Origin of the sequence: Streptomyces sp. NPDC058985, assembly GCF_042740985.1 — a bacterium.
In the GTDB taxonomy this organism is placed as follows: Bacteria; Actinomycetota; Actinomycetes; order Streptomycetales; family Streptomycetaceae; genus Streptomyces.
Genome location: NZ_JBHYJX010000014.1, coordinates 76,369 through 96,664, shown reverse-complemented (window position 1 = coordinate 96,664; position 20,296 = coordinate 76,369). Strand labels below are relative to the sequence as shown.

The following is a 20,296-nucleotide window of genomic DNA, read 5'->3' as shown; positions in this document are numbered from 1 at the left end:
AAGAGAGTCACGCGTGACCCCTGAGGTGCATCACCACGGAGCGGAGGAGCTGTGTGATGCGGGTCTGGAGACATACGCCCGTGCACTGCGAGAAGGACACCTTCCCACCGCCGAGGCAGCGACGGCACCCTGTCTGATCGACAACGGCCTCCTCCATCCGGCGATCGACGACCTGGACCGATTGGAGCCCGTCCCGCCCACCGTCGCGCTGCAACGCCTGCTCCGGTCCTCGGCGGACCGCATCGCCGACGAGCGACGGCGCGGGCAGCGCATGGCCGATGTCTTCGAGCCCCTCATACGCATGGGAACCCGCGACATCGAGAACACCCCCGCCCTCAGAATCCTCGCCAGCAAGGAGCGCACTGGCCAGGCCATCGAGGAAGCCATGACTGAGGGCAGGAACGAGCTTCTCGCAATCCAGCCGCACGATTCATACGTCACCAGGCGCCCCGACATACTCGAAGGGGCCATGGAGCGAGACCAAGCTTTCCTCAATCGGGGCGCCCGAGTCCGGGCGTTGTACCAGCACACTGCCCGCCACGCCCCCTACCAACGCGTGCGCTACGAGCGACTGACCGGCGACGTGGAGGCCCGCACGCTCGACGAAATCACCGAACGCCTCATCATCGTCGACCGCACCGTCGCCTTCATCCCCGCCAGCGCCGACCGCACCCTCGCCCTCGAAGTCCGCCACCCCGCCCTCATCGCCTACTTCGTCAACACCTTCGACCGCCTCTGGCGCCTCGCCACCCCCATGCACCCCCAAGCCGTCGAAAAGCCCACCCTCAACGGCATAACCCCCCGCCAACACGCCATAGCCGCCCTCCTCATCGAAGGCCACACGGACAACGTCATCGCCGAACGCCTCGGCATGAACGTCCGCACCGCCCGCGTCCACATCGCAAAACTCGCCGCCACCCTCGGCAGCGAGAGCCGCGCTCAGCTCGGGTACCTCATCGCCGAGTCCGGGATCCTCAAGACGGGAGACACCGCTCGGTGACGAGCTCACACCTGGCACACGGACCGGAGCAGCTGTGCGGCATCGGACTGGAGTTGTACCGACAGGCGCTTGAACGAGGACACGTATCGCCCGCCGCCGCCGAAGCCGCACCCTGCCTCATCGACTACGGACTGCTCCAACTCTCACTCGACCACTACGACAGACTCGAACCGGTGCCCCCGGTGGCAGCGTTGCACGGGCTGCTGCGCGCCTCCGGCGAACACATCGCGGACAAGAGGCGCAGCGAGACACAGCTGATCGAGATCTTCAGCACGCTCATGCGGCCCGACACCCATCCGCGGGCCGCCGAGGACACACCCGCCCTGAAGGTGCTCAGCGGCAAGGAACGCATCGGGGAGGTCATCGGCAGATCGATGGTCGCCGCCTCCGAGCAGGTCCTCACGATCCAGCCGCATGACGGTCTCGTCAGGCCGCCCTTCCACCACCACGAAGCCGCCATGGAGCGGGACCAGGCGTTCCTCGACCGCGGAGGCCGCATCCGCGCCCTCTACCAGCACACCGTCCGCAACGCCCCCTACGTGCTCGCGCGCTACGAGAAACTGACCGGCGACGTGGAAGCCAGGACTCTCGACGAGATCACCGAACGCCTCATCGTCGTGGACCGCGCGGTCGCCTTCATCCCCGCCAATGCCGATCGATCACTGGCCCTGGAAGTGCGGCACCCGGCATTACTGTCCCACTTCATCACGACGTTCGACCGGCTCTGGCGCCTTGCGTCGCCCATGCATCCCGGGACTGTCGAACGCCTGACGCCCGACGGCATAACCCCCCGCCAACACGCCATAGCCGCCCTCCTCATCGAAGGCCACACCGACAACGTCATCGCCGAACGCCTCGGCATGAACGTCCGCACCGCCCGCGTCCACATCGCCAAACTCGCCGCCACCCTCGGCAGCGAGAGCCGGGCTCAGCTCGGGTATCTCATCGGGCGGTCGGGGATTCTTGACCGGGAAGGATGACGGGGGCGGGGACGCCCTGGGTGGTGCCGTCCAGGCCTGCCTGGGCTATGCGGACGCCCAGCTGGGTACGGCTCGCCGCGCCCAGGGTCTCCGAGAGGCGGGCGATGTGCGCGCGGGCCGTGCGGACGCTTATGCCCAGCCGTTCCGCGATCACCGCGTCCTGGTGGCCCTCCGCCAGCAGCGCCGCGATGGACTGCTCGCGGTGGGAGATGCCCTCGATGCCGGTGTCGGGGAGGGCGGCGGAGAGCGGGATGGCGAGGCGCCAGAGGCGTTCGAAGACCGTGACCAGGTAGGAGACCAGCGCGGGGTGGCGCAGTTCGAGGGCCATCGTGCGGTCGGTGTTGGCCGGGATGAAGGCGACCGTGCGGTCGAAGAGGATGAGGCGGTCGATGACCTCGTCCAGCGTGCGGGCCTCCACCGCGTCGCCCATCAACTCGAGGTAGTTGAGGAGGCCCTGGCCGTGCCGGGCGACGTGCGTGTACAGGTCCCGCATCCGCACCCCGCGCCCGCGCAGCGCCAGCGCCCGGTGCAGCCCCTCCGACAGCTCCGCCTCACGCCGGATGCCGCCGGGCTGCACGGTGAGCACCTCCGTCGTGCACGCCTGCGTCGCCTCGTCCATCGCGGCCTGGATACGGGCCAGCCCGTCGAGGACCCGGATCGCCGAACTCTCCGTCCCGGCGGAGGCGTGGATGAGCCGGCCGAGCCCCGCGTACCACTCGAAAGCCTCCACCGCCGAGCCCACCCGCCGCTGACTCGCGCTGACCTCGTCGTGGACCCCGCGCAGCAGCCGCGTCATGACCTCCTGCGGAGAGGTCGGCACCAGCCAGTCCATGTCGTCGGGGTCGGGGTGCAGCAGGGCGAGTTCGAGGAGGCAGGGGACCGGTTCGGCGTCCTGGCGCGGCACCCGGCCGCGTCGTACGGCCCGGGAGTACACACGGTCCCCGGCCGCGCACAGCCGGTCGGCCCCGTGCGGATGCTCCTGAGCCCCGTGCCCGGCCATCGCCCATCCCACCCCCGGTTCCGGCTCCTCCGCAGCGCAACTATGCGCGGCCGGGACCGGCTCCGCAACACGGCTCCCCTCCCACGCCACATCAATATGCGCCGTAATAACCCTTTACGTACGCCCTCCGGTTCCGCTCGTTGCAACAAGCTGAAGGTGTCGCAGGGTTGTACGCAGCGTGCATGCTGGGTGACGGCGGAGCATGACCGGCTCCGCCTGCCGTACTGAGGCCGCCTTGCCGTCGCGTGGGCAGGGCCGGGTGCCCGGACGGCGCGTGGGGGTGCGCATGGGGGAGGACAGAGATCGTGATACGCGTGGGCGTACTCGGCCGGGAGCCGCTGGAACGGGCCGGGGTCAGACGTGTGCTGGAGGAGGACACCAGGATCCGGATCGTCTGCGAGAACTCGGACCCGGCGGCCCCTCTGGTCAGGACGTCCCGTCCGGACGTCCTGACCAGCATGCACCGCAGTGCGGAGGAGGCGCTCGACGCTCTCCGGCGACCGAAGCCGGCCGCACCGGGGGCGGCCGGTGTCCCGGCCGTCGCTCCCGCACACGTCGTACTGGTCGACTCCTTGTCGGAACACGGCACACGCACACTGCTCCGCCACGGAGCGCGCGGGATTCTGCTGCGGGGCAACTCCGTACGGCACCTGCCGTGGGCGGTCCGGGCAGCCGCCGAAGGCACCGTCGCCCTCGGACCGGTTGCCGCCCGGTTCCTCGTCGATCAGTACGTCCGGCCCGGCCGCATGGCGGACGCGGTGGTCGCCGCGCGGGGGATGCTGGAGAGGCTCAGCGCCCGTGAGCGGGAGATCGCCCGGTTACTGGCGGAGGGTGCCTCGAATCCCGACATGGCCGAGGCACTGGGGATCAGTGCGCACACGGTGAAGGACCACATCCGCGGGGTCTACGCCAAGCTCGGTGTCGACAACCGCGTCCAGGCCTCCCGCATCGTGTGGCAGGCCCATGTCCCCGAACAGCCGACGACGAGCGCACAGGCGCGAGAGTCCAAGGCCCGCCCAGGTGGCGAGGGGCCTTGATCGCCCGGGGGTGTGGACCACCGCATGTCCACACCCCCCGGCACGCCTCGCCTCAGTCGTTGCGCGGGCGCCACGCCAGTCCCGCGGCGGAGGCCGTTCTGGCGCCCCACCACGCCATCACCGCGGCGCACGCCAGACCGGCCGCGCCCACCGCCGACAGCGCGGACAGCCGGTCGGCGGAGTCGGCCATCAGCGGTGTGGTCACGTACCACGTCACGGCGACGGCCGCGCACACCGCGAAGGCGGTCGGCGCCAGGAGGGACCAGCCGGAGACTGCGTAGTAGACGCGGCCGTTGCCGCTCAGCACCGAGACCGGCCCCAGTTCGCGGCCGGTCCGGACGAACTGGGCGACCGAGCCGACCCCCGCCACCACCACGATCACCAGGACGCCCGCCACGGAGAGCAGCTCCAGCCACCGCTGGGCCGCGACGCCCTCGCCACTGCCGCCGAAGGTGCCCGCCATCGCGAAGACCTGGACGTCCGTCGCCATCGCCACGTGCGCGTTGGCGGCCTGGTGCACCCGTGGCAGCGACAACTGCCGTCCGTCCCGGGCCAGGACCACCATGGCCGCTTCCTCGGCTGTACGGACGGTCTTGGTCACGTCGCCCCTACGGGCGTAGAGGTGTGCCCCGACGGACCGCTCCAGCTCCGCCGCACGGGCCAGACCGGCGTGCCGGGTGCGCAGTTCGGCGGGGGCCGCGGTCGGACACGTGACGCCCAGGTCCCGCCAGACCGGGCAGTCCGCGACGAGGTCGATCCGCCCCGACCGGGGATCCCTCGTCATGGTAAGTGCGTGCACTCCCGTCCCCAGATCCCGTTCGAAGGCCGCCACGTCGGCGGTGGCCGTGGAGAGGGTCGTCGACACGTGCAGGACGCTGGTGCCGAGGTGGTCCTCCACCGCGTCGACCCGGTCGCTCATGTCCGTGAACAGGCTGATCGCGATCTGGCCCTGCGCGGCCAGCCCGATCGCGATGACCACCGCCGCCACCAGCCGGGCCACCGGGCGCGCGCCCGCCGCCAGCCGCCGGCCCGCGACCAGCATGCCCACCCGCCCGCGCGCGGCGCCCAATCGGGCCAGTGAGGGCCCGGTCGCCGCCACCACCGCGCCGGCCACTCCGGGCAGCAGGGCGATGGTGATCACACTTCCGGCCGCCAGGACCGGCAGGCGGAGATCGTACGGAGCCAGGTCGGTGCCCCGGACCGTGCCGAAGAGCGCCACGGGGAACAGCCACAGCATCCACTCGCGACGCCGACCGGCGGCCACGGGCCGGGTCGAGCCGCCCGGCCGGTGGCGCGGCTGGAGCAGTACCACCGCGGCCAGCACCGCGAGGGGTGCGCCCAGCACGGCGCCCACCAGGCCGGGGAGCGCGGCGCGGGCGTCCGGTTCGTACAGCACGAAGTCGACGACGGGCAGCGGCACGTCGGTGAGGAGTACGGGGGCGACCGTCACGGCCGCGGCCGACGCCCCGAGCGCCACGGGAAGGAACGCCTCGCCCACGGAGAACCAGGCCCGGGCGGTGGCCGAGGCGCCCAGCGCGGTGAGGACCGCGGTCCGCCGGTCCCGGGCCGCGGCGCCGACCCTGGCGGCGATCACGACGAACAGGCCGGCGGGAAGGCCCACCATCGCGAGATAGGCCCAGTGGAACTCCTTCGGCCCGAAGTTGTACATGTGCTCACCGAGCGACGGCGTCCAGGAGACGCCGAATCCCGAGGCCCTGGTCATGTTCTCGGCGTCCAGTCGCTCCTGCGTCGGCCGTACGTAGGCGAAGTACTCGCTCGGCGACTCCAGGCCGTCCGGGGCGATGGTGCCGACGCTCCGGCCGTATTCGCGGCGGACCTGGGGCCCGGCCGCCTTCAGGGCCGGGGAGAGCACGGCCTGTCCGGGCTCCGGCCAGTCGTTCAGGCCGGGTGGCAGGGGCGCACGCGGGGTCAGGGGCTCTATGTAGACCACGTCGTACTGGCGGTCGCCGGCGCTCGCCAGCGTCGCCCGCCACAGGAGCGTGGCGGAGCCGTTGTCGGCGGTCTGGGGCCAACGGGCCTGGCTGCGCTCGGTCCTGCCGTCGAAGGAGGACACCGCGAGCAGGAATCCGCAGACGGTGAGGACGGCCACGGTGGTGGCCGCGAAGAGCGCGAAGTACCGGATGCGGCCCGCTTCCGCCGTCCCGGACGCGGCTCGCCCCATGCGCAGCAACTGCCCCCGCAGAGCGGCCCCGTTCACCGCACCTCCCGGGCCTGGACCAGGCGCCCCTCGTGCAGGTGCAGCCGAACGTCGGCGCGACCGGCCACCGACGGGTCGTGCGTCACCACCACCAGGGCACACCCGTGTTCGCGCGGGGTACTGAACAACAGGTCCGCCACGGACTCCCGTTGTTCGCCGTCCAGCGCTCCGGTCGGCTCGTCGGCCAGCAGCAGCCCGGGGGTGTTGACCAGGGCGCGCCCCACAGCGACGCGCTGCCTCTCGCCGCCGGACAGGTCCCGCGTGGCCGCGGCCCGGGGCACACCGAGGCGGGTGAGCAGCGACTCGGCGCGGGAGCGTGCGTCGGTCACCGCCTCCCCGGCGAGCAGGCTCGCGATCATCACGTTCTCCACCGGGGTCAGCTCGGGCAGCAGCTCGCCGAACTGGAAGACCATGCCCACGTGGCGCCGCCGATGCGCGGCGAGGGCCCGCGCGGACAGCCGGGTCACGTCCTGCCCCACGACCTCCACGCGACCCGACTGCGGGCGTATCAGCCCCATGACGCACATCAGCAGGGTCGACTTCCCGCTCCCGGACGGCCCCATCACGGAGACGGAAGCACCCGGCGGAACGGTGAGATCGGCACCGGCGAGCAGACTCCGGCCGGACACGCCGTAGACCACCTCACTGAGCCGCAGAACAGGGGGACGGGGGGTTGAGGTCACGCGGAGCTCCCTTGGTCGGGGGGATCACTCGAGGTGTACGTCGCGGACCACGCATGCCTGACCGAGGGGCCGGGTCGGCCCCTCGGTCAGGCAGTGGTCGGGCTGCGTGGGCGGAACTGCGTCAGCCCGAGTACCAACTGGTGTGCCAGTCGGGCAGGTTGTTGCGGGACACCGTGCCGCGGGCCTTGTAGATCTCGGAGGCCCTGCTGCTCTCGACGGTGCCCCTGTTGCCGTCGTTGTCGGACGGACCGTTCGGGCCGTTCTTGTTCCACAGGGTCAGCTTGGTGCCCGAGTGGGCCACCCGGTAGTACTCCGCCTTCACCCAGTGGCTGGAACCCGTGTCCTTGATGTTCATGATCGAGCGATTGCCCTCGGTCCAGAAACGGAGCTCGCCGCTGTAGGAGTGCGGGCCGATCTCGTACGCGAAGGCGGGCGTCGCCGTGCTCAGGGCCAGGGCGGCGATGGCCCCGACCCCGAGCCGTCGAGCGATTCTGATGTTCACTGAAGTGTGTCCCCTCGTCTGACGGAGTGCCCGTGCCGCGACAGGCGGCAGGGAGGGAAACGCACCGTGGAGAGCCGTGCGTTTCCTGTGGCTCCCAGACTGCTCGGGGACGAACGGGAGGAGAATCCACCCGCTGGGGGGTGTGGACGCGCCCCCCGCCCTGCCGGGGGGGGACCGCCTACTTCAGCCCGATCTCCCCGCAGGCGTCCGCGTACTTCGCCGTGCAGATGTCGCTGACCTTGTAGAAGTCGTCCGCGATCACCGTCTCGTCGATGTTGCCCTGGGTGAGGGCGACGACGGGGACGAGCTGGGCGGGGATGCCCTTGTGGGTGGGGCTGTCGACCTTGTCGCGGGCGAGGGCGTCGAACTGGATGTCCCGGCCCTGGACCCGCGCCACGGCCATCTCCGCGGCGTTCTCGGCCTCCTGCGGGTAGGACTTGTAGACGCTCATGTACTGCTCGCCGGTGACGATCCGCTGGACCGCGGAGAGTTCCGCGTCCTGGCCGGTGATCGGCGGCAGGTCGGTGACGCCCGCGTCCTCCAGGGCCTTGATGACGCCGCCCGCCATGCCGTCGTTGGCGGAGTAGACGCCCGCGATGTTGTCCTTGCCGATCTTCCCGATCGCCTCGGTCATGTTCGCCTCGGCGTTCTCCGGCTTCCAGTCCTTGGTGTCGAAGGACTGGGCGATCGTCACCTTGCCGTTCAGCTCGGACATCGCGCCGGCCTTGAACTGCTTGGCGTTCGGGTCGGTGGGCGAGCCGTTCATCATGACGATCTTGTCGGAGCTGTCCGCGCCGCCGAGCGCGTCGAGCAGGGAGCGGCCCTGCACCTCGCCGACCAGCTCGTTGTCGAAGGAGATGTACGCGTCGATCGGGCCCTCGGCCAGCCGGTCGTAGGCGATGACCGGGATGCCGGCGTCCTTGGCCTTCTGCACGCCGTCCCCGATGGACTGCGAGTCGACCGCGTCCAGCACGATCACGTCGACCTTGTCGTCGATCATCTGCTGCATCTGCTCGGTCTGCTTCGACGCGCTCGCCTCGGCGTTGGCGTACTTGACGTTGCCCGCGTCGTTCGTGAGCTCGCCGACCTTCGCCTTGAAGAAGGGGTAGTCGAACTGCTCGTAGCGCGTGTTCGCCTTCTCCGGCAGCAGCAGGCCGACGGTGATGTCGTTGCCCTTGGTCGGGCTCGCCTCGCCACTGCTGTCCGAGGCGCCCAGGACGCCGCAGGAGGCCAGCGAGAGCGTCATCACGGACGCGGCCACGGATATGGCGGTACGACGGGCACGGCTGCTCACTGCGCTTACCTTCCGAACACACGGGTGTTGTCGGTGACCCAGGTGACCCCTGGTCCTCCTGGTCCCCCTGGTGAAGGAAGCCAACGCTGTCTTCACCAAATCGTCAAGAAGTACTAGACCAATGAGACAGCACCGTTGTGAACAAGCCCCGGAGGTCCGATCGGACCTCCGGGGCTGTCGATGCCGTCCGCCCTTGTGCCGCCTGCCGGACCGAGGTCAGTCCGAGGTCTGGCCATGGCGCTTGGGACGCCACACGACCAAGGCGCTGGTCTGCTGTACCTCTTGGTAAGGGACCAGGTCACGGCGGTACGACGCGTGCACCGCCGCCTCGCGCTGGCGCATGGCCGTCGCCGCCCCGTCGAGGGCGTCGGCCATCTCCGCGACTCGGGCCTGGAGCGCGGCGACCTGGTTCTCCAGTTCGATGATGCGCTTGATTCCGGCCAGGTTGATGCCCTCGTCCTGCGACAGCTGCTGCACCTGGCGGAGCAGCTCGATGTCGCGGGCCGAGTAGCGCCGGCCGCGCCCGGCCGTGCGGTCCGGGGAGACCAGGCCGAGGCGGTCGTACTGGCGCAGGGTCTGCGGGTGCAGACCGGAGAGCTGGGCCGCCACCGAGATGACGTAGACCGGGGTCTCCTCGGTCAGTTCATACGGGTTGCGTCGACGACCGTCCATCCCCATCAAGCTCCCTTCGCGGCCTGGAACAACTCCGCCCGCGGATCCTCGTCCGCGGTCGCCTCGCGATACGCCTCCAGCGCGTCACGAGCCTTCCCCGTCAGGTCCTTCGGAACACTCACCTCGACGGTGACCAGGAGGTCGCCCCGGCTGCCGTCCTTGCGGACCGCGCCCTTGCCGCGGGCCCGCATGGTGCGCCCGTTGGGCGTGCCCGGCGGAAGCTTCAGCGTGACGGGCGGACCGCCCAGGGTCGGCACCCGCACCTCGCCGCCGAGGGCCGCCTCGGTGTAGGTGACGGGGACGGTGACCGTGAGGTTGTCGCCCCTGCGGCCGAAGACGGAGTGCTCCTTGACGTGCACGACCACGTACAGGTCGCCCGCCGGTCCGCCCCGCTCGCCCGGCGTGCCCTTGCCGCGCAGCCGGATGCGCTGCCCGTCCGACACCCCGGCCGGGATGCGGACCTGCATCGTCCGCGAGGACTTGGCGCGTCCGGAGCCCTTGCAGACGTCGCAGGGGTCCTCGGCGATCAGGCCGCGGCCCTTGCAGTCCGGGCACGGGTCGGTGAGCGAGAAGCCGCCGCCGGAGCCCCGCGCGACCTGGCCGGTGCCGACGCAGGTCGGGCACACGCGCGGTGTGCCGTTCTTGTCGCCGGTGCCCGAACAGGCCTTGCAGGGCGCCTGCGAGGACATCCGCAGCGGCACCGTGGCGCCCTCGATGGCCTCCGTGAAGCTCAGCGTGACCTCGGACTCGATGTCCTGGCCGCGCCGCGGCTGGGTCCGCGTGCCGGTGCCGGGACCGCCACCGGTGCGGTTGAACAGGCCGCCGAACACGTCCCCGAGGCCGCCGCCGAAGCCGCCGGCGCCGCCCCCTTGGCCCCCGCCCTGGGCGCCGCCTCCGAAGAGGTCGCCCAGGTCGAAGTTGAAGGTGCCGCCGCCGCCCGCGCCCGGCCCCGGACGGAAACCGCCGTTGCCGAAGAGGGCGCGGGCCTCGTCGTACTCCTTGCGCTTCTTGGAGTCACCGAGGATGTCGTTGGCCTCGGAGATCTCCTTGAAGCGCTCCTCCGCCCTGACGTTCCCCTTGTTGGCGTCCGGGTGGTACTCGCGGGCGAGCTTCCGGTACGCCTTCTTGATCTCGGCCTCGGTGGCGTCCTTGGGGACGCCGAGGACCTTGTAGTAGTCCTTCTCGATGAAGTCCTTGGTGCTCATCCCCGACGTCCCTCCTTCCCGCTTCGATTACTGACGTCAGCCCTCCTCCGGGCCACCGCTCTCCTTGTTCTCCGCGGCGTCGGGGCCGTCCTCGGCCTCGGTGCTCTCCTCGGCCGGCTTGACGGTCTGCGCGCCGGGCTGCGGCTCGGCGACGGCCACCCGCGCGGGGCGGATGGTGCGCTCGCCGATCCGGTACCCCGGCTGCAGGATCGCCACGCAGGTCGTCTCGGTGACGTCCGGTGCGTAGGAGTGCATCAGGGCCTCGTGGATCGTCGGGTCGAAGGGCTCGCCCTCCTTGCCGAACTGCTGGAGGCCCATCTTGGCGATGACCGTCTCCAGCGACTCCGCGACGGACTTGAAGCCACCGACCAGCTCCCCGTGTTCCCGGGCGCGGCCGATGTCGTCCAGCATCGGGAGCAGCTCGGTCAGGAGGTTCGCGACGGCGACCTCCTTGACCGCGACGCGGTCCCGCTCCACGCGGCGGCGGTAGTTCTGGTACTCGGCCTGGAGCCGCTGGAGGTCCGCCGTGCGCTCGTTGAGCGCGGTGCGCACCTGGTCCAGCTGGGCCACCAGGCCCGCGTTCTCGCTCGCGTCCCCGGCCGGGGCCGCGCCCTCCTCCGCGGAGGGGGCGGCGGCCTTCGGCTCGGCGTCGTCAGGGCTGGCGCCGGAGGGGACGTCGGGCTTCTCGTCGAAGCCCGGGGTCTCCTCCGTCACGCGGCACCGTCCTTGCGCTCGTCGTCCACGATCTCGGCGTCGACGACGTCGTCGTCGGCCTTGTCGCCGTCACCGGCGGTGGCACCGGCGCCCGGGGCCTCGCCGCCGGCGGCCTGCGCGCCCTGGGCGTCGGCGTACATGGCCTGGCCCAGCTTCTGCGAGACGGCGGCGACCTTCTCCGTGGCGGTGCGGATCTCGGCGGTGTCCTCGCCCTTGAGCTTCTCCTTCAGCTCGGCGACGGACTCCTCGACCTCGGTCTTGATCTCGCCGGGGACCTTGTCCTCGTTGTCCTTGAGGAACTTCTCCGTCTGGTAGACGAGCTGCTCGCCCTGGTTGCGGGACTCGGCGGCCTCGCGGCGGGCGTGGTCCTCCTCCGCGTACTTCTCGGCCTCCTGGCGCATCCGGTCGACCTCGTCCTTCGGCAGCGAGGAGCCGCCGGTGACGGTCATCTTCTGCTCCTTGCCCGTGCCGAGGTCCTTCGCGGTCACGTGCATGATGCCGTTGGCGTCGATGTCGAAGGCGACCTCGATCTGCGGGACGCCGCGGGGCGCCGGGGGCAGACCGGTCAGCTCGAACATCCCGAGCTTCTTGTTGTACGCCGCGATCTCGCGCTCGCCCTGGTAGACCTGGATCTGCACGGAGGGCTGGTTGTCCTCGGCGGTGGTGAAGATCTCCGAACGCTTCGTCGGGATCGTCGTGTTCCGCTCGATCAGCTTGGTCATGATGCCGCCCTTGGTCTCGATACCGAGGGACAGCGGGGTGACGTCGAGGAGCAGGACGTCCTTGACCTCGCCCTTGAGGACACCGGCCTGCAGGGCGGCGCCGATGGCGACGACCTCGTCCGGGTTGACGCCCTTGTTGGCGTCCTTGCCGCCGGTCAGGTCCTTGACCAGCTCGGCGACGGCCGGCATACGGGTCGAGCCGCCGACGAGGACGACGTGGTCGATCTCGGACAGCTGGATGCCGGCGTCCTTGATGACGTTGTGGAACGGCGTCTTGCAGCGCTCCAGGAGGTCGGCCGACAGCTGCTGGAACTGCGCCCGGGTGAGCTTCTCGTCGAGGTGCAGCGGGCCCTCGGCGGAGGCGGTGATGTAGGGCAGGTTGATCGAGGTCTCGGTGGACGAGGACAGCTCGATCTTGGCCTTCTCGGCGGCCTCGCGCAGGCGCTGGAGGGCCATCTTGTCCTTGGACAGGTCCACGCCGTGGCCGGCCTGGAACTGCTTCACCAGGTAGTCGACGACACGCTGGTCCCAGTCGTCACCACCGAGGTGGTTGTCACCGTTGGTGGCCTTCACCTCGACGACGCCGTCGCCGATCTCCAGCAGCGAGACGTCGAAGGTGCCGCCACCGAGGTCGAAGACGAGGATGATCTGCTCGTCCTTGTCGAGGCCGTACGCCAGCGCGGCGGCGGTCGGCTCGTTGACGATGCGCAGGACGTTCAGGCCCGCGATCTCGCCGGCCTCCTTGGTGGCCTGGCGCTCGGCGTCGTTGAAGTACGCCGGGACGGTGATGACCGCGTCGGTCACCTTCTCGCCCAGGTAGGACTCGGCGTCCCGCTTCAGCTTCTGCAGCACGAAGGCGCTGATCTGCTGCGGGTTGAAGTCCTTGCCGTCCAGGTTGATCTTCCAGTCGGTGCCCATGTGGCGCTTGACCGACCGGATGGTCCTGTCGACGTTCGTGACCGCCTGGCGCTTGGCCACCTCGCCGACCAGCACCTCACCGTTCTTGGCGAAGGCGACGACGGACGGCGTGGTCCTGGCGCCCTCGGCGTTGGTGATGACGGTGGGCTCGCCGCCCTCCAGAACGCTGACGACGGAATTAGTCGTGCCCAGGTCGATGCCGACCGCACGTGCCATGGTGAATAACCTCCAGCTGACTTGAGTGGAACAGGCTCAAGTGTGCATGACGGCCTTCGTGCGGTCAACGTAGGTGAGTCGATCCGACTCAACTCTTATCCGTTCCTTACACGCAATGGGGCGCTGACCTGCGCTTCTTCGGTACGCGTGGCCTGACGAACCGGGAAAATCGACCCCCGGGAGGATGCACCCCTAGGGGGTCCGACCGCCTCGGGAGGCACCTGGGACTCCGTACGCGGCCGCCGCACCCGCGCCTGCGGCCGACCGGACACCGGCCCCTCCGCCGGCACCCGCGTCCGGGGCCGTCCGGGCGCCTGTCCCGGCACCCCTGCCGCCCCTGCCCCGCACCGCGGCCCGTACACCCGCACCCGCAGCAGTCCCGCCAGCGCGGCGGCCGCACCGCCCGCCACCCACCACACCGCCGCCGCGTCCAGCCGCCCCGTGTGCACGAGCACACCCACGAGCACCGCCCCGCACGACGCCCCGCCGACGGCCACCGCGGCGCCCTGCGGAGTGAGCCCGAGCCGGCGCAGCCGGTGGGCGAGATGGTCGGGCCCGCCCCGCAGCGCCGGCCGCCCGGCCAGCAGGCGCGAGAGCAGGACGAGTACGGCGTCCAGGCAGACCGGCACACTCAGCGCGAACAGCACCGCCGCGCCGCTCGCGGGTGCGCTGCCCGCGCGGGTGAACACGGCGGACCCGGCCAGCAGGAACCCTGCGAAGAGCGCCCCGCACGCACCGAGCGCGATCCGCGCGGGATGCCAGTTGTGCAGCAGCAGTCCGGTCAGCGCGGCGGCCAGCGCGAGCAGCGCCACCGCCAGCCCGTCGCGCAGCTCCGCCGCGGCACAGGCGGCGACCCCGAAGGCGGTCACGACCCCCACCGTGCCGGCCACCCCGTCGGCGTGGTCCAGCCCCCGGAAGGCGGAGGCGACCAGCGTGATCCATCCCACGGCGAGCACCCCGGCCATCGGCCCCGTCTCGCCGTACGGCACGACGCACGCCGCCGCGACGGCCGTACCGGCGAGCACCCAGCGCCGCCGCAGCCGCCAGACGTCGGCGGCGAGGCCGAGGACACCGACGGCGGACGCGCCGAGGAGCAGCCGGCCGGCGGCGGAGCCGAGCGGCACGACGCCGGTCCAGTCCCCGGCCCAGGCGGCCAGCGCGGTGACCAGGGCGACGGCCACCCCGCCGGAGAGCGGGACCGGCCGCCGGCGGCGCCGGTCGACGAGGGCGAGGGAGAGGGCGGGTGCGCGCAGCACCCCGGCGAGGAGAGCGGCGAGGAGAAACGAGGCGGTGGCGGCGGCGATCCCGTAGAGCACGGGGATAAGCTATGCCGGATATCACGTTTTGCTATGAATTGCGCGCCCGTTACGGCGTGGCGCCGGGGCGGGCGGCCGACCCTGCGCCCGGGCCGGTGACCGACCTGGGTCAGGGTTGCCTCAGCGACGCAGATCACCGCACGTCCGACTACAGTGCGGCTCAGGATCGGGGTAGTCTCGGACAGACTGATTAAGTTACCGCTTAGTAATAACGATCCCCTCGCAACCTCGCAGGCCCGAGGAGCCCCCAAATGCAACTCGCCGCGATCATCGTGTCGCTGGTCCTGATCGTGGTCGGCGTCGCACTGTTCGGCCGCGCCGTCCTGCAGATCGTCAACTACATGCGGCTCGGACAGCCGGTGCCGGCCGGCACGCGGACCGACGATCCCGCAGCGCGCACCGTCACCGTGGTCCGGGAGTTCCTCGGCCACACCCGGATGAACCGCTGGGGCATCGTCGGGGTGGCGCACTGGTTCGTGGCGGTGGGCTTCTTCTCCCTGCTCCTGACGATCGTCAACGCGGTCGGACAGCTCTTCGAGGCGGACTGGATCCTGCCGGTCATCGGCGACTGGGCGCCGTACAACGTCTTCGTCGAGTTCATCGGCACCATGACGGTGCTCGGCATCCTCGTCCTGATCGTGATCCGCCAGCTGAGCCGGCCGGACAAGCCGGGCCGCAAGTCCCGCTTCGCCGGCTCCAACTTCGGCCAGGCGTACTTCGTCGAGGCCGTCATCCTCATCGTCGGCGTCTGCATCTTCATGCTGCACGCGCTGGAGGGCGCCCTCCACCACGTCGACGGCTACGAGGCATCGTTCTTCATCTCGTACCCGGTCGTCTCCGCGCTCGGGGACCTGGACGTCTCCACCCTCCAGAACCTCGTCTACCTCTTCGCCGGCCTGAAGATCGCGACCTCGTTCATCTGGATGATCACCGTCGCCCTGAAGACCGACATGGGCGTCGCCTGGCACCGCTTCCTGGCCTTCCCGAACATCTGGTTCAAGCGCGACGCGAAGGGCGGCACCGCGCTGGGCGCCCTGCTGCCGATGACCTCGGGCGGCAAGCCGATCGACTTCACCGACCCCGGCGACGACGACACCTTCGGCGTCTCCCAGGTCGAGCAGTTCTCCTGGAAGGGCCTGCTGGACTTCTCCACCTGCACCGAGTGCGGCCGCTGCCAGTCGCAGTGCCCCGCCTGGAACACCGGCAAGCCGCTCTCCCCCAAGCTCCTGATCATGTCCCTGCGCGACCACGCGCACGCCAAGGCCCCCTACCTGCTGGCCGGCGGCGGCAAGACGATGGAGGGCGAGGAGAAGGCGTCCGAGGAGCAGCTGGCCGGTGTTCCGGCCGCCGCGCTGGCCGAGGCGGAGCGCCCGCTGATCGGCACCCTCGAGGAGAACGGCGTCATCGACCCGGACGTCCTGTGGTCCTGCACCACCTGCGGCGCCTGCGTCGAGCAGTGCCCGGTGGACATCGAGCACGTCGACCACATCGTCGACATGCGCCGCTACCAGGTCATGATCGAGTCGGCGTTCCCGTCCGAGGCGGGCACGATGCTCAAGAACCTGGAGAAGAAGGGCAACCCCTGGGGCCTGGCGAAGAAGCAGCGCCTGGAGTGGCTCAAGGAGCTGGACTTCGAGGTCCCGGTCGTCGGCAAGGACATCGAGGACCTCACCGAGGTCGAGTACCTCTACTGGGTCGGCTGCGCCGGCGCCCTGGAGGACCGCGCCAAGAAGACCACCAAGGCCTTCGCCGAACTGCTGCACATCGCGGGCGTCAAGTTCGCGATCATGGGCGGCGACGAGAAGTGCACCGGTGACTCCGCCCGCCGCCTCGGCAACGAGCCGCTCTTCCAGGAGCTGGGCATGGAGAACGTCATGTCCCTCAACGCCGCCTTCGGCGAGGAGATGGACGACGACGGCAAGGTCACCGAGGAGTCGAAGAAGCCCAAGTCGGCCAAGAAGATCGTCGCCACCTGCCCGCACTGCCTCAACACCCTGGGCAACGAGTACCCGCAGCTCGGCGGCGACTACGAGGTCATCCACCACACCCAGCTGCTCCAGCACCTCGTCGACGAGGGCAAGCTGCTCCCGGTCACGCCGGTCGAGGGCATCATCACGTACCACGACCCGTGCTACCTGGGCCGGCACAACAAGATCTACACGCCGCCGCGCGAGATCATCGCCGCCGTCCCGGGCGTCCGCAACGAGGAGATGCACCGCCACAAGGAGCGCGGCTTCTGCTGCGGCGCCGGCGGCGCGCGGATGTGGATGGAGGAGCGGATCGGCAAGCGCATCAACAACGAGCGCGTCGACGAGGCCCTGTCCCTCAACCCGGACATCGTCTCCACCGCCTGCCCGTTCTGCCTCGTCATGCTGACCGACTCGGTCAACGGCAAGAAGAACGACGGGAAGGCGAAGGAGTCCATCCAGGTCGTCGACGTCGCCCAGCTGCTGCTGGACTCCGTGAAGACCCCGGCCGACCCGGCGGGCGAGCCGGAGACCGAGAGCGAGCCGACGCCGGAGCCGGTGAAGTAGCCCTCACGGCACCGCAGTCCCAGGCCCCACGGCCCCCGACCCAGCGGTCGGGGGCCGCCCCCTTTCCCAGGCCGGGATCACGGACCTTGCGCGGCCCGGCTAGGGTGCCTCCGCAACACAGGGAGGGGAAACAACAGCATGGCGAACCGATGGAACCGGGCCGTCGCCACACTCGCCGGCCTGGTACTGGCCGGCTCCGGCCTGAGCGTCGTCAACGCCGCCGGGGCCGCAGCGCACGTGGACGACTGCCCCAAGGGCTACTTCTGCGGCTGGACCGGCGATGACGCCGACGGCAAGATGTGGAAGACGAACAAGAACGTCGCGGACCTGGGCCGCTGGGCCGACGACATCCACTCGTACACCAATCGCAAGAGCGCCGACGCGTGCCTCTACGGCGAGCGGAACTACGACAGGTCGAGCTACCTCTGGTGGGTGGAACGCCCGGAGGGGGAGGGATGGGCGTACTACGGGGAAAACCGCAGCGTGATCCGCTCGATCAGCTTCGTCCAGGACCCGCACGAGTGCAACGTGCGCGACCACCCGGACTGGGTGGCGACCCCCAACTCCGCCTCCTTGGGCTTCGGCGACATGGACGACGACGGCAGGGCCGACGTCATCAGCCGCGACCGGGCGGGGCGCCTCTGGTTCACCTCGGGCGACGGCACCGGCCGCATCGTCGGGACCGGCGGCTGGAACACCATGAACGCCCTCACCCGGCACGGGGACTTCAGCCGTGACGGCCGCGAGGACGTCATCGCCAGGGAGGCGTCCACCGGCAGGCTCTGGCTCTACCCGGGCACCGGCACCGGCGGCCTCGGCACCCGCAAGCTGATCGGCACCGGCGGCTGGAACGGCATGCGCCACGTCACCGCCTTCGGCGACCTCACCGGCGACGGCCGCGCCGACCTGGTCGCCGCCGAGAAGTCCACCGGCAGGCTCTACCTCTATCCGGGCACCTCCACCGGCACCCTCGGCTCCCGCACGCTGATCGGCACCGGCGGCTGGAACGCCATGAACGCCCTGGTCGGCATGGGCGACACAAACGGCGACGGCCACCCCGACCTCTACGCACGCGAGGCGTCCACCGGCAGGCTCTGGCTCTACCCGGGCACCGGCACCGGCGGCCTCGGCACCCGCAAGCTGATCGGCACCGGCGGCTGGAACGTCATGGAGCATCTGGTCTCGGTCGGCGACTTCAACGGCTCGGACGCTCCCGACCTGCTCGCCGTCACCAACGAGGACTACGTGCTGGACGGCTGGTCGGACAACGCCGGCTGGCAGCTCGCCTACCTGGGCCGCGGTGACGGCCGCCTCGAAAAGGCGTGGCGCGTCAACGACGGCTGGTGGGGTTTCACCGCGCTGTGCTGACAGCCGGACCGCCGGGGCGTCCCCTGGGTGCCGCGTACGGCCGTGCCGCGTACGGGCCCCTAAGGGACGCCCCGGCCGGCTCCCGTAGGGGATGTCACAGCTCGGCCGCAAAGGGTCCCCCGAATGGCCGGGCCCCGCACGTCACTCTCCGGGACCAGGTACGTTCGAAGGCGTGGCTGGATTCAGGATCGGACGCGGCCGGGACAACGGCGCTCCAAACGCGCGACCGCAACGCCCACCGTACGGACAGCAGGCGCCCCAGGGACCGCCGTACGGCGGCCAGGCGGCGCCTCGGCAGCCGTACCCGCAGCAGCCGTACGGGGGTGGCGGCCCCGGACCGGGCGGCTCGCCGTGGCCCCAGGCGCACGGCGGCGGCCACGGAGAGCCGGAGTACTTCGGCGACGGCGGCCACCACCCGGGCGGGCCCGGCGGCCAGGCCCCGTACGACCCGTACGCCGCCAACAACCCGGGCCACACCCAGGCGTTCACGGTCGACGACCCCTACAACCAGGGCGACACCTACCGCGCCGGCTCCGCCCCGGCCCCCGGCCCGGTCGGCCCGCGCCTGCACTGGAAGGACCTGCTGAGGGGCGTCGTCCTCGCCCCCAACCAGACCTTCCTCCAGATGCGGGACTACGCGATGTGGGCCCCGGCGCTCATCGTGACGTTCCTCTACGGCCTGCTGGCGGTCTTCGGCTTCGACGGCGCCCGCGAGGAGGCGATCAACGCCACCCTGTCGAACGCGGTCCCGATCGTCCTGACGACGGCCGTGGCGATGGTCCTGAGCGCGTTCGTCCTGGGCGTGGTCACCCACACGCTGGCCCGCCAGCTCGGCGGCGACGGCGCGTGGCAGCCCACGGTCGGCCTCTCCATGCTGATCATGTCCATCACGGACGCCCCGCGCCTGGTCGTCGCCCTGTTCGCCGGCGGCGACGCGCCCTTCGTCCAGATCCTGGGCTGGGCCACCTGGATCGCGGCCGGCGCCCTGCTGACCCTGATGGTCACCCGCTCCCACGACCTGCCCTGGCCGAAGGCGCTGGGCGCGTCGGCGATCCAGCTGATCGCGCTGCTGTCGATCGTGAAGCTGGGGACGTTCTAGCCGGTCCGCCCGCGTGCGTGCGCAGGGCCCTCGGCTGACCAGGTTTCAGGGGTTCGCCCAGCAGCCGCCCCAGCCCCAGTCGGGTGGACTTCACGGCTGGGTGCGTCGCTCCGCGGCGTCGAACGCGGGCGCGAGCGGCGCCAGTGCCGCGCGGAGCCGGCCGGGCAGTGAGCCGGAGGGCACGACCAGTCCTCCGACGCCGGAACTCCCGCCGGCCCCCGCGTTCCCGGTCGGCTGGAGCCAGCCCTCCAACGCGATGCGCACTGCCGCTGCCACGCTTGCCGCAAGGACGCGGGCTGTGGGCGCTTCGACGTCACCCAGGCGTTCGGCGATCACCGCCGCGAGAGGGGACTCGATGCCGGCGACGCTGTCGAGGAACGCGTCGCGCAGCGCGGTCCGGGTGGTGATCAACAGCAGCGCCTGGTGTTCGCGCTCGCCGATGTTCGTGTACTGCTCGACCAGTGCTTCGGTGACGGCGTCAGCCAGGCGCACTCCAGCGGGCCGGGCCGCGACCGCCGCCGCGGTGCGCGCCTCCCGGTCCGCGGTGACAACGGAGACGATCGCCTGCTCGCGGCTGGCGAAGTAGTTGTTGTAGGTGCGCGGTGAGACCCCGGCCGCCTCGGCAATGTCCTCGACTCGCACCTGATCCGGTCCGCGCTCCATGGCCAGGCGCAGGGCCGCCTCGCGCAGCGCCTCGCGCGTGGCCTGCTTCTTCCGCTCCCGCAGCCCCGGTGGTGGTGTCGTCACGACGCCAGGGTTCCATACGGACCTGCGTACGCGAAAAGTTACGCGCCCGCACATTTACTCGCACGCAAACT

17 protein-coding genes are annotated in these 20,296 nt (G+C 70.8%); 6 read left to right on the top strand and 11 right to left on the bottom strand.

Annotated features, from left to right (window positions below; translation table 11 throughout):
• Positions 1 to 13: 13 nt before the first annotated feature.
• Positions 14 to 1,000 (top strand): helix-turn-helix transcriptional regulator, encoded by a 987-nt coding sequence (locus ACFW01_RS15505; RefSeq protein WP_384503994.1) that lies wholly within the window; start codon positions 14 to 16, stop codon positions 998 to 1,000.
• Positions 997 to 1,980 carry a helix-turn-helix transcriptional regulator gene (locus ACFW01_RS15500; protein ID WP_384503992.1) on the top strand — a complete coding sequence of 328 codons (984 nt, stop codon included), beginning with the start codon at positions 997 to 999 and terminating at the stop codon, positions 1,978 to 1,980. Before ACFW01_RS15505 ends, ACFW01_RS15500 begins: the two co-directional genes overlap by 4 nt.
• Here ACFW01_RS15500 and ACFW01_RS15495 read toward each other — a convergent pair.
• A complete protein-coding gene (locus tag ACFW01_RS15495) occupies positions 1,943 to 2,980 on the bottom strand; it encodes a helix-turn-helix transcriptional regulator (protein WP_234959354.1) in 1,038 nt (345 codons plus the stop codon). The two genes, ACFW01_RS15500 and ACFW01_RS15495, sit on opposite strands and share 38 nt — an antisense overlap.
• Positions 2,981 to 3,294: 314 nt before the next feature.
• Here ACFW01_RS15495 and ACFW01_RS15490 point away from each other — a divergent pair, with 314 nt between their 5' ends.
• Complete coding sequence (locus tag ACFW01_RS15490; RefSeq protein ID WP_384503990.1) at positions 3,295 to 4,017, top strand: DNA-binding response regulator; 723 nt, start codon at positions 3,295 to 3,297, stop codon at positions 4,015 to 4,017.
• 52 nt (positions 4,018 to 4,069) lie between these two features.
• Here ACFW01_RS15490 and ACFW01_RS15485 read toward each other — a convergent pair whose 3' ends face one another.
• The 9 genes from ACFW01_RS15485 to ACFW01_RS15445 all read right to left on the bottom strand — a co-directional run bounded on the left by ACFW01_RS15485 (position 4,070) and on the right by ACFW01_RS15445 (position 14,477).
• Entirely contained in the window at positions 4,070 to 6,235 is a 2,166-nt protein-coding gene (locus ACFW01_RS15485) for a hypothetical protein (protein WP_384503989.1), read from the bottom strand.
• Positions 6,232 to 6,918: an ABC transporter ATP-binding protein gene (locus tag ACFW01_RS15480; RefSeq protein WP_384503988.1), complete on the bottom strand. Its 687-nt coding sequence runs from the start codon at positions 6,916 to 6,918 to the stop codon at positions 6,232 to 6,234. The genes ACFW01_RS15485 and ACFW01_RS15480 overlap by 4 nt, the downstream gene beginning before the upstream one ends.
• A 121-nt stretch (positions 6,919 to 7,039) precedes the next feature.
• Positions 7,040 to 7,420, bottom strand: a complete 381-nt coding sequence (locus ACFW01_RS15475) for a hypothetical protein (protein WP_384503987.1) — start codon at positions 7,418 to 7,420, stop codon at positions 7,040 to 7,042.
• Between the two features lie 178 nt (positions 7,421 to 7,598).
• Positions 7,599 to 8,714 carry a substrate-binding domain-containing protein gene (locus ACFW01_RS15470; RefSeq protein ID WP_234959353.1) on the bottom strand — a complete coding sequence of 372 codons (1,116 nt, stop codon included), beginning with the start codon at positions 8,712 to 8,714 and terminating at the stop codon, positions 7,599 to 7,601.
• A gap of 216 nt (positions 8,715 to 8,930) precedes the next feature.
• Positions 8,931 to 9,386, bottom strand: a complete 456-nt coding sequence (locus ACFW01_RS15465; protein WP_122616728.1) for a heat shock protein transcriptional repressor HspR — start codon at positions 9,384 to 9,386, stop codon at positions 8,931 to 8,933.
• Positions 9,387 to 9,391: 5 nt separating this feature from the next.
• Positions 9,392 to 10,591, bottom strand: a complete 1,200-nt coding sequence (dnaJ, locus tag ACFW01_RS15460) for a molecular chaperone DnaJ (RefSeq protein WP_234959352.1) — start codon at positions 10,589 to 10,591, stop codon at positions 9,392 to 9,394.
• A 36-nt stretch (positions 10,592 to 10,627) separates the two neighbouring features.
• On the bottom strand, positions 10,628 to 11,305 hold the full coding sequence (grpE, locus tag ACFW01_RS15455; RefSeq protein ID WP_234959351.1) for a nucleotide exchange factor GrpE: 678 nt from the start codon (positions 11,303 to 11,305) through the stop codon (positions 10,628 to 10,630).
• On the bottom strand, positions 11,302 to 13,161 hold the full coding sequence (gene dnaK / locus ACFW01_RS15450) for a molecular chaperone DnaK (RefSeq protein WP_234959350.1): 1,860 nt from the start codon (positions 13,159 to 13,161) through the stop codon (positions 11,302 to 11,304). The genes grpE and dnaK overlap by 4 nt, the downstream gene beginning before the upstream one ends.
• Before the next feature lie 95 nt (positions 13,162 to 13,256).
• The gene (locus ACFW01_RS15445; RefSeq protein WP_384503983.1) at positions 13,257 to 14,477 is read right to left on the bottom strand and encodes an MraY family glycosyltransferase; all 1,221 of its coding nucleotides are present in this window, start codon (positions 14,475 to 14,477) and stop codon (positions 13,257 to 13,259) included.
• Between the two features lie 251 nt (positions 14,478 to 14,728).
• Between ACFW01_RS15445 and ACFW01_RS15440 the strand changes: the two genes are divergently transcribed.
• From ACFW01_RS15440 to ACFW01_RS15430, 3 genes are all read left to right on the top strand, one after another.
• Positions 14,729 to 17,011 carry a (Fe-S)-binding protein gene (locus tag ACFW01_RS15440; RefSeq protein WP_234959349.1) on the top strand — a complete coding sequence of 761 codons (2,283 nt, stop codon included), beginning with the start codon at positions 14,729 to 14,731 and terminating at the stop codon, positions 17,009 to 17,011.
• Positions 17,012 to 17,149: 138 nt separating this feature from the next.
• The gene (locus ACFW01_RS15435; protein ID WP_384503981.1) at positions 17,150 to 18,379 is read left to right on the top strand and encodes an FG-GAP-like repeat-containing protein; all 1,230 of its coding nucleotides are present in this window, start codon (positions 17,150 to 17,152) and stop codon (positions 18,377 to 18,379) included.
• Between the two features lie 91 nt (positions 18,380 to 18,470).
• On the top strand, positions 18,471 to 19,478 hold the full coding sequence (locus tag ACFW01_RS15430; RefSeq protein ID WP_234956644.1) for a YIP1 family protein: 1,008 nt from the start codon (positions 18,471 to 18,473) through the stop codon (positions 19,476 to 19,478).
• Positions 19,479 to 19,568: 90 nt separating this feature from the next.
• On the opposite strand, the gene ACFW01_RS15425 is transcribed toward ACFW01_RS15430, so the two are convergent.
• Complete coding sequence (locus ACFW01_RS15425) at positions 19,569 to 20,225, bottom strand: TetR/AcrR family transcriptional regulator (protein ID WP_234956643.1); 657 nt, start codon at positions 20,223 to 20,225, stop codon at positions 19,569 to 19,571.
• Positions 20,226 to 20,296 lie beyond the last annotated feature (71 nt).